A 13,508-nucleotide genomic window follows, 5' to 3' on the forward strand; every position below is an offset into this window, starting at 1 on the left:
CGAGCTTCGCCGGCAAAGTTCCTGTCTTTGTCGTCCTTATGATCCAGGCCGGCCGGAACCGCCAGTCGACCGAACCGGTGAATCGGCGAGGGTTACCTCCTTGGTCATACCGATCACTGGGCCAGCCGTTCGACCTTAGGGTGCGAGGGCCGAGAGCCGGTCCCGCCGGGCGAGGAAAACCCGTGCCGAGGTACATGCAGATCAGGCAGCGCATGGGCGAGTCGAACGCGGCCCTGGAGGCGGGTCCTGCCCCCGTTCACGGAACTGCGGACCCACGTCTAGCGGGGCAGAGGTGGTGAAACGGACGTCGGAGGCTTGGCGGCGCGGTTCAAGGCTGGTCCTCGTACTCCACTGCCGGCTCCCCCTGTGGGAAAGGCTCTCGCGCTCGCACTGGATCGCCGTTGTCTGTCCGCTGCCATTCCCGGCCGTTGAAATCGAAAAAGCGCAACGTCAGGGAGATGTCCGACAGGAAGTTATCGATCCCCATACTGGTCAGCGGTGTCGGAGGAAGCAGCGCGCCGGGCAGTTCGAACATCCCTGACCCCCCGCAGCTATCGTGCGGTTCAAGGATCTCCGCCACGAAGATCACCCAGATGTTACGCGCGCGCGGGCACCGAGCCACCGCCACGACACGGCGCGCTGGCTCTGGACCGTAATTGGTCACCTGGAAGTCAATCGAGAGGCGCGCGCCTCCACTCGCACTGCGCCACATCGTCCCGAACAACGATTTGTATTGGACCGCGCGGGCTCCGACCTGCTCAGCCTCGACGCGAGCCTCCCTGCTTTGCTGCCGCTCGTGCACCAGCAACCAGCTCGCCGCCACCGCCGCCCCAGCGCCAGCGAGCACGCCGGCCAAGCTCCCCCACCCCTGCATCCAGTCGGTTATCTTCGGCGGCTCCGTACCGGGCGGTGGCTCGTACGTCACGGAAAGGCGAACGGCAATTACCGAAAGTACGGTGACCAGGCATGCAGCCAAGATGGTCAGCAGCCAGGGCACCCATGACTTACGTTTCGGCTCCACCGACAGCACACTACCGACCTTGATCAATTATCCGACCAGCATCGACGCAGCAGTGCCGGTGCACTCTGGGCTGCGGCGAGCGCCGAAAGTCCTGTATGGAAATCGGGCCTTCGGGCCTTTGGGCCTTTGGGCTGTCTCGTAACTAGTTGAAGGAGGTTGCCCTGCGCCGGGTTGGCGGTCACCAGGTCAGGGCGATGTTGCGCAGGTGCGCGATGGCGGAAGCGGTGTCGGTCAACGTGCGGGCGGCGCCCGCCTGGCCGGTGTCCTAGCGTGCAAGATGGTGGGCTCGCCGGCCGGTCCCGAGGCGGAGCCCTCAATGGCCACGTAGATCCCGGCTGGCGACCCGCCCCTCACCCTGCCGGCCTCCCGGGCCGGTAGTATTCCGGCACGTTGCGTGAACGGGCATCCAACTGCGTGCTACGGAGACGTCATTGATCGACGCGGACCTGGTGCTCATCCACGGTTTCTGGTCGTCGCCCGCCACCTGGGACCAGGTGGCCGAGCGGGTGCAGGCCGACCTGGATCTGCGGGGCCTGCGCGTCCACCGGTTCCGGTACGAGTCGCCGAAGCTGCCGATGCCGTTCGCTGCCACCCGGATTCCTGACTACAACGACGTGGCGCAGTCCTTGCGGAGCTACCTCGCGGCGACGGTGTCCAGACGCGACACCGCGATCGTCACACACAGCCAGGGCGGCCTCATCCTGCAGCGGTTCCTCGCCTGGATGCTGAATGAGGGACATGGGCAGGAACTCGCGTCGGTCAAGCTGGTCCTGATGCTCGCCTGCCCCAACGAGGGCTCAGAGTTCAGCCGGTCCATTCGGAAGATGGCCGGCTTCGGCCGCCACGCACAGGCCCGCGACCTGCAGGTCCTCAGCTCGGACGTGACCGACGCGCGCCGCACGGTGCTGCGGCAGGTCGTCTACGCCGACACCGTGTCCGCTCGGGAGTGCCGGATTCCCTTCCGGGTCTACGCCGGGCGCAGCGACCGAATCGTCACCCGCGCCTCGGCGCAGAGCGTCTTCCCGGAGGCCGAAACCCTACCGGGAGACCATTCCTCCATCCTGCACGCAGCGCAGGCCGACAACCTGACGTTTCCCACCCTGAAACGGCACCTCGTCGAGACCTTCGGCCAACGTCCCGCCATCATCGTCACCGGCAATGGCGCGGTAGCCCCGCCGTCCCCCGACTCCACCGAGCCAGTAAACGGGGAGAACGTGGTGGTGCGATGGAACCCCGACTCTCGTACGGTCGACTTCATCACCACACCGGACGTCGCGCTGTCATGGATCAGGGAACTGCGCGAGGAGCAGCCGGATGAGTAGCGAAGAAAACTACCAGCGGCGAGTGCCGTTCCGCGAGGCCCAGCAAGCGTGGGATGACTTCAGCCGTACAGGGCGCGGCGAGGACCTCGACAAGATCGTTACCATGCTCCGTAACACGTTGGTGCACCTACCACCCGGCACGCCGGAGTGGAACGCCGCCTTCACGAATCTGGGCGCCGCGCTGCTGCGTCGTTACGAGCTTGCCGGGCACGCCGATGACGTCGAGGAGGCGGCTCGGGCGTTGAGAGCCGCAGTCGACGGACTACCGGAGGGCGACCGGCGGCGGTTGCCAGCGTTGACAAATTTGGGTGCTGTCCACCTTCGCCGTTACGAGCTTGCTGGCCAAGCCAGCGATCTAGAGCAGGCGATCCAGGTGCTCGGCGCCGCCGTCGAGCAGCTAACGGAGACCAACCATGACATCGCAGCATTGACGAACCTCGGCACCGCACTGCTGCTCCGCTTTAACCAGTCGGATCACGAAGAGGACGTCGATCGGGCAATGGCGGTGCTGCGGACCGCAGTGGGCCGTCTCCGACCCAATCAGCCGGAATATCTGACGGCCATGTCCAACCTCGGCGACGCACTACGGGCGAAGTACGAGCGAACGCCTCGACGGCTCATCGACGAGGACGACGGGCAGCTGCGCTCGCTGAACATGGAGGCGGTGCACATTTACCGCGAGGTGCTGAACCGACGTCGGCGGCTCCTCGGTGATGATCACAGACAGACTCTCGCCTCGATGAATAACCTCGCGGTCGTACTGCAGAACCAGGGCGATCTCGAGGCCGCCGAGCGCCTGCACCGGGAGACCTACGAACGTGCAGGCCGGGTGCTCGGCCCGGAACATCCCACGACGCTTTCTTCAATGAACAACCTCGCCGGCGTGCTGCAGGACCTCGGCAACCTCGACGGCGCACAGCGTCTTTACGAGCAGACGCTCGCGGTCCGCACCCGGCTATACGGGCCGGATCATCCAAACACGTTGGCGTCGATGCACAACCTCGCGGGTATCTTCCGGAGCACTGGCGACCTCGCCGTGGCCCGGCGGATGTACGAACAGGTGGTGGCGGAGTCGCGGCGCCTTCTCGGGCGACAGCATCCGAGCACCCTGGTGTCAATGACCAACCTGGCCGGAGTGCGACGTGAGCTCGGCGATGTGGCTGGGGCGCGGGAGCTATACCAGCAGGCGCTGGAGGTCTCCGAGCTTGTCCTCGGCGCCGAGCATCCACGATGCCGGAGCATTCTCGCTGAGCTTGCTGCGTTGTGGCCACCGGGTGAGCCGGCCCAGTACGGCACTTCGCCCGTGGAGACGGAGGTAGCGCTGACGGTGCTTGGCGGCGATTCTGGCGAGGTTCGGTCACTTGCAAGCTGGATTGAGAAGGAGCCGGCGCTGCGTGGCACACTGCGCCTCACCGAGCCGGCACTCGACCCGGGCGCCATGGGCTCGCTCTCTGACACGATCGCGGTCGCGTTTGCTTCCGCGTCGGTTTCCCCGTTCGTCCGGGTGCTCGTGTCGTGGATCCGAGCCCGCCCACGCCGCGCGCGGGTGGTGATTACGGCGCCGGACGGCAAACGGATCGAACTCTCAACGAGCGCATTGAACAACATGACCCCGATCGCCGAACAGCATCTCGTCGAAAGCTTGACGACGACGCTACGCGGATCTTGAGGAAGCGCTCAGTAAGGTTTCCAGAAGTTGCCCAGGCGGTCTGCGTGGGAACGAGGAGACTTGAACCCAGAAGAACCTCTTGTCGAGCCTCGTTCAGGGCTTGTCATTGCTTGTCAAAACCCCTGCCTTCGGCAGGGTCCGGCGCCGGCTCCCGTTATCTGGACGGGGAGCCGGCGTCAACGGCGGCCCGTGCGGGCAGTTGGCCGACGAATGCACCCGCTTCTACCAGGAGATGGCGAGCACTGGTCGCTATCGTGAACCACCCTGCATCCAGGTCTCGGACGGAAGGACTCTCGATGGCAAAGGCGGCCCGGAAAAGCACCAAGGCCCGCGGGATCCGCGCCCTCACTCGTGAGCAGCGGACCGCTGTTCTCAAGCGGGCCGGCCGGGTCCTCGCCGAGTACAACGGTGGGAAGCCGCAGTGCATCGAGAGGGTGGCGGTGCTTGAGCGCGCAGCCGGCCTGCTTGGCATCAAGGCCGAGCCCGTACCGGTCGCGGTCGCGGTTCAGGGGCCGATTGGAGCCTGCATGCTGGGTGAGGCGGTGGAGGGTGTGATCCCGCTGCTGCCCGGCGGGGCGGTTCGGCGGGCGTCGAGCACCGAGCTATGGAACGGCGCCGGGCACCTCTTTCTCTTCGCGTCGCAGGAGGGAATCATGCTGGATCCCACGCTGGACCAGGTAGGCCCCGTCACCGGGTGTCCTCGGGGTTGCCTGATCATGCCGATCACCGCCGACCACCTCTACGCCGACGATGTGCCCTTCGAGATCGCTGGGGGCGTCCAGGTCCTGTATCGGGTCGTCCGAAGCGACTCAAGCTGGAGAACGGCGTACAACGCTATGTATGCAAACCTGGGGAAGGACGGACGGTTGCTCGCGCGACGGGCGCTCGAACTCGAAGGCTTCGACGAGGAACTTGTCTGAAGCCGAGCGGTTGGAGGGACTCGCCGCATTATGCCGGCAGCGGATGACCCGGGCCGAGGAGGAGCTGGCCCTGGCAATCGAACCCGTGGGCAGCGGCGAGCAGTCTGGGCGATGGCCGGGACCGGCCGGGCCGACGCGGAGTCGATGCGCCGGCTCGTCGACGAACTGCGCGCGGCACCGGTACAGTCGCGGGGCCGGTCAAGTCTCCTGAAACGCCGAGGCCGGAGCGGGAGCCGCTCCGGCCTCGGTAAGACGATCCGCGGCTCTACCAGTTGAGCACTACGCCCCCAGGCGTGGAGACGACGGGACTCGAACCCGCAACCGACCGGATTGGTCAGGGGCACCCGAGGTGCCAGAACAACCATACCAGAACTCAATCAAATCGGTCAATCAAGACAGCGATAAGCGACCCCTGCCAGGCCGCTCTGCACTTCCTGAGCCAACCGGGTTGGATCGTAGAAGGTGATCGCCTTCTCGCGCTCGGAGCAGCGGACGAATTCCTCGATCCAACCTTCGGCCCAGTCGTAGTCGTGCAGCGAAGCGCGATAGACGACCTGCACGGCTCCACGCTGGGCTGGGCTGCGGTTCGACGGATCAAACGAGTACGACGGCGTACCCGTCTTCCCCTGCCTGAGCGACCGGAGAGTCTCGGTAGGGCTTGCTTCATCTTGAGGCGCCCAACCTTGTCGCGGCAGTAGCGAAACGGCCTACCTCGATGTCCGCGTCCGCTGCAAGTGTGGATTCTGGTCAGCTCTAACCTCACCGCGAGCTGAACTGTCGTACCCCGCGCGTAGGTTTCCAGCCATGGGCTACGGGACCCAACCCAGCCACCGCTGTTCCCGCTCGCAGTGGGGCGGGGGAAACGTTTTGCGCGGGGACACTGCTGCGGGATGCCCATTCGCACCTGGTGCCGTTGCTGCACCCGGATCGGAATTGGGCGTGGACCTGGCCACCTTGATTGGCGGGCAGCGGTAGCCAGCTGTGGTGGAAGTGTCCAGAAGGCGACGATCATGAGTGGCCCGCCGTGGTGCCGAACATGAAGGGACCAATCGGACACCCGTTCGAGTAACGTTGACGTTCCGCTATAACCAGGTTGAGCCGGAACACCAGCCCGACCTACGGTTTCGAGGCAACGAATCAACGACAGCAGCCCTGAGTGGGCCCTCTTCCTGCGAGACCGCAAAGCAAATCGAAGATCAAGATAGGAACTCCGCTTGATGGATTCCGTGCCGAACGACGGCGCTGTTGACGATGAGCGCTTGCACTACCTGCTGGGGCTGCAGACCGAGTTGCCGTCTCTGGACTACAAGCACAAGTACGACCTCGGGACGGCCGGCAAGTCAAGGTTCGACTTCGTCAAGGACTGCGCGGCCATGCTCAGCCGCCCACACGGCGGGTACCTCGTCGTCGGAGTCGACGAACGAGGCCACCCGGTCGCCTCTGGCCTGCGCGCCGCGGACTTCGACTCCAGCCGGCTACGCGACATGCTCGCCAAGCACCTCGAAGGCAGCATTGACGTGCGCAGCGCCGTCCATGAGGTCGACAAAATTCCAATCGCGCTGATCTACCTCGCACGACGAACCGACGGACTGTTTCCGATCGTCAAGTCGGACTTCACCTACACCGAGCCGGGCGGCACCCAGAAGACCGCCCTACGGGCCGGCGACGTGTACGTCCGCGACGGAACCAGCACCCGCCGCTGGAGATCGGCTGACCTCGCGTCACTTCTGACCCCGTACGTCGAAGCCGCTCGCCGCGAGGAACGCGCCCGAGTAGACGACATCGTGGCAGCAGTCCGGCAGCAGTACCGCGGCCTAGAGGCCGCGCTCGGTCCAGCCACCGCACTAACCTGGCAACTCGGCCAAGACGACTTCGACACCGCCGTCATCGAACTGTCCCGCCGACAGGATCAGGCACCGATCCGGCTCCTCGGCTTCGACATTGCTCGGGATGGCTGTGCGTTGCTCGACGACCCCAGCGACGACGGACCGGGCCGGCTGCAAGATCTCCTGGACCGGGCCGTATCCGCGCTCGCCTACGGCATCGTCCTCGATGACAGGAACCTGGCCGAACGACTCACCCGCGCACTACATCAGATCTACACCCATGGGCTGATCATGGATCAACCCCGTAACGATGCCGCCGCCACCATCCAACTCACCATCGTGGCGCGCGTACTGGCGACCATCGCGCTCGCCGTGCGCGTCGAGGCATGGTGGGCAGTCCGGCCCCTCACGCTGCAACCAGTCGGCACCGAGCCTGGCGCGTACGAGCGGGCTTCCTGGCTCCGGCACGCGGTCGTATGGAACTCTCGGTGGAACACTGTCCCCACCAACGCTGACGGGCAGCCCATCCCCGGGATTCTGATCGCTCAAGCCCGCGAGATCATCAGCCGAGTCCCGGCACTGCGCCGCGACGTCGCCGCACCAGTCGACGCTTTCGTAGTCGGCGAAACACCACAACGAGGCGACACCCTGTTGGACTCGCTCTGCCAGGCCGACCTGTTGTGGTGCCTCGTCGCGTTCCTACACGGCGGCAAGCACGGCACCCGCGACTTCTACACCACTTTCGCGGCCCTGTACGAGCATCGTGTCCAGCCGATGGTTCGTCGACTGCTAATCGATGATCCCGTCGTCGCGGGCGTGTTCCCGGACACCACACCCGCTGACCTACGAGAAGCCCTCGCCAACGTCCTGGAAATGGCAAGCAGTGAGGGAGCCCGATTCGGGCACTCCGACTTCGGCCTACGTGACAAAGCCTGACGGATTTGGCCCAGGCCGAAGGCGTCGCCTGGTTCAGGCTCTCGCGGCACCACGTCGCGGTCCGCCACGAACTCGCGGTATGCCGCCGGGCCACGGCGAAGCGCCATATTGCCGGATGACGCGCTCACCCTGCCCTGAGCGGAGCCGACCGGCGCGCCTCCAGGCCGGAGTGACGACTGGCTAACCGGCATCTACCTCTCAACGACTTGCCGCGGCAGGGCCGTCCGTCGATCTTTAGGAGACCAGCCCGTACGGTGTCGCTGTGACTACTGACCTCTCCGAGATGGTCATCGACCCGGCAGCGGCAGGATTTGACGGTGACGTGCTGGCTCCGGTGCCCGTGACGGATGCAGCCCGACGAGTGCTCGCCTTCTGCACCGAGCCGCGCAGCGGATGGGTCACCTACCATCTCGCCGCCCGCAGCACCCAGACCTCCGGCCTGTTCGATCAGGTCACCACCTGGTCACTGCTCTACGTCAACGCGCTCGCCGGCCGAGTGGACATCGAAGACGTGGCCGGATTCTCCCGTGACCGCCGGCGCGACTTCGCAGCCCGAGTCGCCGCCGTACCGGAGGACACCGACCTGCACACGATGGACGACGACGGCGTAGCCGCGGTTGTCAACCTGTGCCACTTCGGGTACCACGGTGTCTGGGGACCCAAGATCACCAAGATGGGTTCCCTATATCGGCCCCACGCGGTTCCCGTGCTCGACGGACACGTTGCGGAGGTGTTCGGCTTCAACCGCGAGGGATTCTCGAACAAGGCGCGCCAGCACGACCTGGGCCGCCGCGAGCGCATCGACAAGGTCGTTCGGGCCTTGGCGATCTGGATTCGAATCCACCGCGCCGAGATAGCGGCCCTGCGAGATGCCGTGACACCAACCGTACCCGAGATCCACGACCTACCAGACCTTCAGTTGATCGACATCGTCTTGTGGACATCGCAGGACGACACGCCGACATACCGGCGGCCCGGCCAAGGTGAACGATGGATCGACCGGCCAGTCGGCCAGCATGTCACAGCTGAGGAGTTACGGCCTGAACCGATCCCCCCAGCCAAATAGTCACTCACTGGTATGAAAGGCGAGCCTTGGTCAAGGTCCATCCGTGAGGCGCGGCTGCAGATCGCATGCAAGAGGTGATCATGGGCTCGTCGTTCGTCCGACAACGGCGGAGTCTCGTCCACCCGGCCAGGCCCTCGCAGAACGACAATAGTTTCCGGCCGGCTAACCCCTGGTGTCGTCGGGCGACTGACCGGATCCAGCAGTGGCCGCGGCCTCGAGCACGCGAACGCTTGATTTTTCGTCGATCCGCTGGCTGCCGAAGGGGCCGGCCGACGGCGGGGTCCCCGCGCGAACGGGTGATTGTTCCGACATTGAGGCATGCCTGAGCCATATTCGGCTCCACCGGGTATTCCGGGCCTTCGCTCAGTACCGGACGACGCACGGCCGGCTACCACCGCCTGTACCCGTGCGGCAGAATTCGGCTAGTGAAGTTCAACTTTGACGTCGGTGTCCAGGAGCGGCACGAGGTGACGTTCTCGTTCAGCAAGTTCTGGGGAGGCTTGTCGATCCTGGTAGACGGCCAGCCTGTCCGCCAGGAGCTGCGGGTCCTGTCGGTCGAGTTAGTCAAGCGGTACGAGTTTGTGGTCGGCCAGGAGGAACGTCACTCGGTGCGCATCGAGAAGGAGCGCAAGCTTCTCTTCGCCGGCTTCCGGCCGCAGCAGATCAGGGCCTATGTCGACGGGGATCTGGTCGCCGAGCACACTGCCTGAGCGGGGTCACGCGCCTCCAAACGCCGCCCCCACAGAAGGTGGCAGGTGTAGCACGATGTGTGAGCCGATGTCGGTCGCGGGGGCCGTCGGTCGGCGTACACGGGGGCTTGGGTCATGGGTTTTGCAGTCGATGTGGCCGCGCTGCGGGGCCTTCCACCGTTGTTCGACCGGCTCGGGGATGACGCCCGCGCCGGGTTGACCTATGTCGATTCGAACACTGTGTTGGAGTATGGGCCGGGTTTCATCAACCGGATCAGCGGCAAGCACGAGAACGCCATGCTGGCCATCCGAGACCTCGTCGAGGACGTCGCGAAGTACACGGCGGCCGACACCGGCGGAGCGTTGCGGCAGTCGCTCGACTACTACGAACGGACCGACGCTGCGGCCGCTGAGCGGTTGGACCAGGCCTTCCGGCGTGACTGGGTGCTGGATCGCTCCGAGTACGCGGGTTTCTACCGGGACGTCGCCTTGCCGGCGCCGTTCGCCGACCGGACCGACCCGCAGCAACTCCTGCGCGCGGTACCTGACTACGACAAGGACGACGCGTTCCAGTTCGAGCCGCAACTGTGGGACATGGCGAGCCCCACGTCAGTGACCCGGGATGTGATCTGGGGCGCCACCTGGCTCGCCGCTAAGCTGGGCATTTGTGACCGCGCGTACGACCCGTACGAGTCGCTGCTGAAGCCGGTCGCCGGTGACTGGGCCGGGGTGCGGGGCTGTGCGGACGTGTTTGGCAACCTCGCCGCAGCCTTGGCGGGCATGGCAGACAATGTGCGGTGGGGTGCCCTCAGCTCCGAACAGCATTGGCAGGGCAAGGCCGCCACCGCCTTTCAGGCGCACCTGGTCGACTCGGCACGCAAGCTCGACACCGCCGGGGGACCGTTGCTCGCGCTCGCTGCCGAGTACCGCAGGACGGCCGAGGCGATGTTCGAGATCGGCAAGGTCCTTGGATCGCTGCTGTCTGACCTCGTCGACGCCGCCATGATCTTCACGGTGACCGCCAGCACGGCCGTCGCCACGTCGGAGACCGTTATCGGCGGCGTCGTGTTCGGAGCGGCGGCGTTGTACGAGGGTTACAAGATGTGGGACATCTTGAAGGAGGCGCTGGATCTGGTGGGCCGCGCTGACTCGCTGACCAGCGCCTTCACCGCAGCCGTCGGCAACTTCGGTATGGCGGCCACCGCCCAGGAGCTGCCGGTGCTCGCACCGGCACCCAACGGGATGCCCCACTGATCCCGCCTCAGAAATGGATGATCTGCGTGAACGACACCCCGCACTCCCGACCAGCGGATGTCCTCGCCGCCGTCGACCGCACACCGTACGGTTCTGTCGTGCGCGACGAGGCCCGACGGCGGCAAATGGTCTACGAATCGTTGATCTCCGGAGTTGACCCCGTCGGCCGGGAGATCGGGCAGCAGTTGCGCGACGGCAGCCTCAGCCCTCGGGACCTGCTCGCCGCCAGCGACTACCAGAACTTCTTCCGCCAAGCCCGTGCCCAGGCGGAACGACTCGACTTGGACGCCCTGGCCACCGCCGCCCGTGCCGTCGCGACAGACGACACCTCATCGACCCCCAATGAACCCGCGGCCGCGTCCGACAGCGCGCCCAGCTCGGGCTGGAGTGGGACGAACGACGGCGACGAGCCGCACAGGGAGGGCCCGTGGCGGTAAGAGCGCGGTCGGAGCGAACTACCCGACTGTTGGGCCGAGGGCTCGTTGCTCTCGGATGTGTGATCGTCGCGCTGTGCCTGGCTCTCATGGGTTACGCCCGCACCGGTGCCGTCGGTACTGGCCACACCTGGGACGGCACCGGTCCGGCGTACCTCACCAGCGCCGTCCGCGGCGGCACGCACGCCTGCACCATCACCCCGGTGAGTGGCGACGAGCGGACCGTCGACGTGCCGTCCTGGCCCAGCCGAGGCCCGCACATCGACGGTCGTCGAGTCAACCCGTGGTTCTCCGGACCGGCCCCGGTCTCCTGTACGGACAACGTGACATTCACGCAGGGGTGGGCCGTGCCGTTGTATCCGCTGGTCGAGCAGTGGCTGGTGCTCCTGGCCGGAATTCTGCTGACCCTGGTGGGACTAGACCGGCTTGGCCTATTCCGCCACACCTCCCGTTACCCGTAACGAACAGCACTGCCGCCCACGCACTAGGAGCCGCTACGGAGGTCAGAGCTTGCTCGCGTGTCGAAAATTCGAGGTGTAAGCACGCCTGCCGCAGCAGCCCCCATGTTTCCAACCGCCGATCTGCCCGCAGAACGGGGGCGACCTCGAAGGAGGACGGTCACCCGAGCCGGCGCGAAGAAAGCCGGCAGTCCTGACGTCCAGTGCCCAGCTCAAGAAGCCCTGCTCCCGCGTAGGTGGAGATCGCCATCGGTCAGGGTTTACGCGGTGCGCTGCTTCTGTCGGCGCGCAGAGCGAGCAGGCTCGGCCTCGGTCAGGATGGTGACCATGCCAACCAGCCACTGAACGTCCCACAAGAGCTGATTTCGGCTGACGTAAAGCGGGGCGACCCTCGGCCGATGCTCGCCGACGAGGTTTCGCGCTGGCCACCCAGGCGTTCGAAGCGGCCCTGGATCCCGAAGGCATTGTGCCGAGCGCCATCCACGGGCCGGAACAGCCTGGCCAGTCCGTGCGCAGGCTACAACCTCAGCGAAATCCACTCACTTAGCTCTCAAGATTGACGAGTGCCGATACTCTCAGTAGGCGTCACGTAACTCGTAGACTCCGCCGGCCGCACGCCAGGACCACCGCCAGGGGGACCCGTGAACCGACCAGTCTGGGAACACCTCGACCCGCTCACGTACAACGACGGCGTGTTCTACGTGCCGGCCGCGGTCGAGTTGCAGCCGCGAATCACGCTCTGGGGCCATCCTGACCAACCCACTCTGCGCGAGCGGATCGCCAACGACCGCCCCCACGGCATCAGCGGCGAGAAGCTACTCTGCCTGCTCTGCATGCGCTACCAGGCCCAAAGAGGACTCCCCCGCGCACCGGTCTGGCTGACCTTCGTCGAAGGGCGGCACGGCCCAATGTTCCGACACGAGGATGGCCGCTCCCCTCACCCGGAACACCAGCCCGAGACCGACACCCACAAGGCGCTCAAAGAGCGCAAGGCCCGCACATGGGAATCCGTCGGCGGCACCGTAGAGGTCGAGGTGTGGCGGCCACGCGCCCGCCGCCGACCAGACGTCCTGGCCACCGGTCCGGTCCTGACCGTGGCCGGAGAGATCCAGCACTCCAAGGAAACTCCTCGGACCATCCGGGCGCGGCAACGAGCGCTCCGCAAAGCCGGCGACCGGGTGGTGTGGACCACCGACCGCGGCGCCGACGACATCGCGTTCCTGCACTCGGTGCCACACCTGTCCGTACCGGCCCTCGACGACCACCGCATGTACCTATCCGAGACCCGTCTGGAAATCGGCGCAGGCGCCATCACGTTCGAAACGCAACGGTGCGGCTGGGCGGACCTCTGGACCGGCACCACCCGGTGCCCGGTCACCCGCAAGACCATCCCGTGCGGCCGCCTACACCTGTACCCAACGCTCAACCCACGCAGCTACAGCCGGCAGAAGGCCGCAACAACTGCCATGTTCCCCTGCGGTCCACGCCCCCACCTGGACCACCTACTCGAGGGCATCCTGCACGGGACGTGGCTGCCCTACCGGCACCGCGACCGCGTCAGCTGGATCCCCGCCGACGCACACACCACGGTCACCACCGAACGGGGCGGGACCATCGAGCTGGCCGAAACCGCAAGCGACCCCCGCCGCGACGAGGCAGCCGAACGTGCCTGCGAACGGCGATACGGCCCGGGCGTCGCGCAGGCCGAAGCGCCCGAGGTAGAAAGCCTGCCCTTGTGCTGCGGTAAGAAGCCACCCGGACGAGCCGGTCAGCCGCTGGTGCTCGCCTGCCAGCTCTGCAGCAACTCCCCTACCTACTGGCGCCGAGACGAGATCGACGGGACGTGGTCCAGCACCCACCTGTGATCGGGGCCGCCCAGACCGGGAAGGGCTGGGAGAAGTGGCCCGGGCTAC

General features: G+C 66.0%; 12 protein-coding genes. 10 read left to right on the forward strand and 2 right to left on the reverse strand.

Translation table 11 applies throughout. The annotated features are described in order from the left end of the window. Positions 1-328: 328 nt before the first annotated feature. Positions 329-1,030 carry a hypothetical protein gene (locus KBX71_RS18310; RefSeq protein WP_210819218.1) on the reverse strand — a complete coding sequence of 234 codons (702 nt, stop codon included), beginning with the start codon at positions 1,028-1,030 and terminating at the stop codon, positions 329-331. A gap of 440 nt (positions 1,031-1,470) precedes the next feature. Between KBX71_RS18310 and KBX71_RS18315 the strand changes: the two genes are divergently transcribed. The 3 genes from KBX71_RS18315 to KBX71_RS18325 all read left to right on the forward strand — a co-directional run bounded on the left by KBX71_RS18315 (position 1,471) and on the right by KBX71_RS18325 (position 4,932). Further along, complete coding sequence (locus tag KBX71_RS18315) at positions 1,471-2,343, forward strand: alpha/beta fold hydrolase (protein WP_307847167.1); 873 nt, start codon at positions 1,471-1,473, stop codon at positions 2,341-2,343. After that, positions 2,336-4,012 carry a tetratricopeptide repeat protein gene (locus KBX71_RS18320; RefSeq protein WP_210819220.1) on the forward strand — a complete coding sequence of 559 codons (1,677 nt, stop codon included), beginning with the start codon at positions 2,336-2,338 and terminating at the stop codon, positions 4,010-4,012. Before KBX71_RS18315 ends, KBX71_RS18320 begins: the two co-directional genes overlap by 8 nt. A 296-nt stretch (positions 4,013-4,308) precedes the next feature. Beyond that, positions 4,309-4,932 carry a hypothetical protein gene (locus tag KBX71_RS18325; protein WP_210819221.1) on the forward strand — a complete coding sequence of 208 codons (624 nt, stop codon included), beginning with the start codon at positions 4,309-4,311 and terminating at the stop codon, positions 4,930-4,932. A gap of 386 nt (positions 4,933-5,318) precedes the next feature. Here the strand turns inward: KBX71_RS18325 and KBX71_RS18330 are convergent, their stop codons facing one another. Continuing rightward, positions 5,319-5,492 carry a hypothetical protein gene (locus tag KBX71_RS18330; RefSeq protein ID WP_210819222.1) on the reverse strand — a complete coding sequence of 58 codons (174 nt, stop codon included), beginning with the start codon at positions 5,490-5,492 and terminating at the stop codon, positions 5,319-5,321. A gap of 657 nt (positions 5,493-6,149) precedes the next feature. On the opposite strand from KBX71_RS18330, the gene KBX71_RS18335 reads away from it, so the two are divergent. The 7 genes from KBX71_RS18335 to KBX71_RS18365 all read left to right on the forward strand — a co-directional run bounded on the left by KBX71_RS18335 (position 6,150) and on the right by KBX71_RS18365 (position 13,460). Further along, on the forward strand, positions 6,150-7,694 hold the full coding sequence (locus KBX71_RS18335) for a helix-turn-helix domain-containing protein (protein WP_374102614.1): 1,545 nt from the start codon (positions 6,150-6,152) through the stop codon (positions 7,692-7,694). Positions 7,695-7,956: 262 nt separating this feature from the next. Further along, the gene (locus KBX71_RS18340; protein ID WP_210819224.1) at positions 7,957-8,760 is read left to right on the forward strand and encodes a DUF6308 family protein; all 804 of its coding nucleotides are present in this window, start codon (positions 7,957-7,959) and stop codon (positions 8,758-8,760) included. Positions 8,761-9,227: 467 nt separating this feature from the next. Further along, entirely contained in the window at positions 9,228-9,470 is a 243-nt protein-coding gene (locus KBX71_RS18345; RefSeq protein WP_307847154.1) for a hypothetical protein, read from the forward strand. Between the two features lie 114 nt (positions 9,471-9,584). Next, on the forward strand, positions 9,585-10,703 hold the full coding sequence (locus KBX71_RS18350; protein WP_210819225.1) for a hypothetical protein: 1,119 nt from the start codon (positions 9,585-9,587) through the stop codon (positions 10,701-10,703). A 26-nt stretch (positions 10,704-10,729) separates the two neighbouring features. Then, positions 10,730-11,140 (forward strand): hypothetical protein, encoded by a 411-nt coding sequence (locus KBX71_RS18355; RefSeq protein WP_210819226.1) that lies wholly within the window; start codon positions 10,730-10,732, stop codon positions 11,138-11,140. 59 nt (positions 11,141-11,199) lie between these two features. Further along, entirely contained in the window at positions 11,200-11,598 is a 399-nt protein-coding gene (locus KBX71_RS18360) for a hypothetical protein (protein ID WP_210819227.1), read from the forward strand. A 638-nt stretch (positions 11,599-12,236) separates the two neighbouring features. Next, a complete protein-coding gene (locus tag KBX71_RS18365; protein ID WP_210819228.1) occupies positions 12,237-13,460 on the forward strand; it encodes a hypothetical protein in 1,224 nt (407 codons plus the stop codon). Positions 13,461-13,508 lie beyond the last annotated feature (48 nt).

Origin of the sequence: Micromonospora sp. D93 (assembly GCF_018070365.1) — a bacterium.
Lineage (GTDB): Bacteria > Actinomycetota > Actinomycetes > Mycobacteriales > Micromonosporaceae > Micromonospora > Micromonospora ureilytica.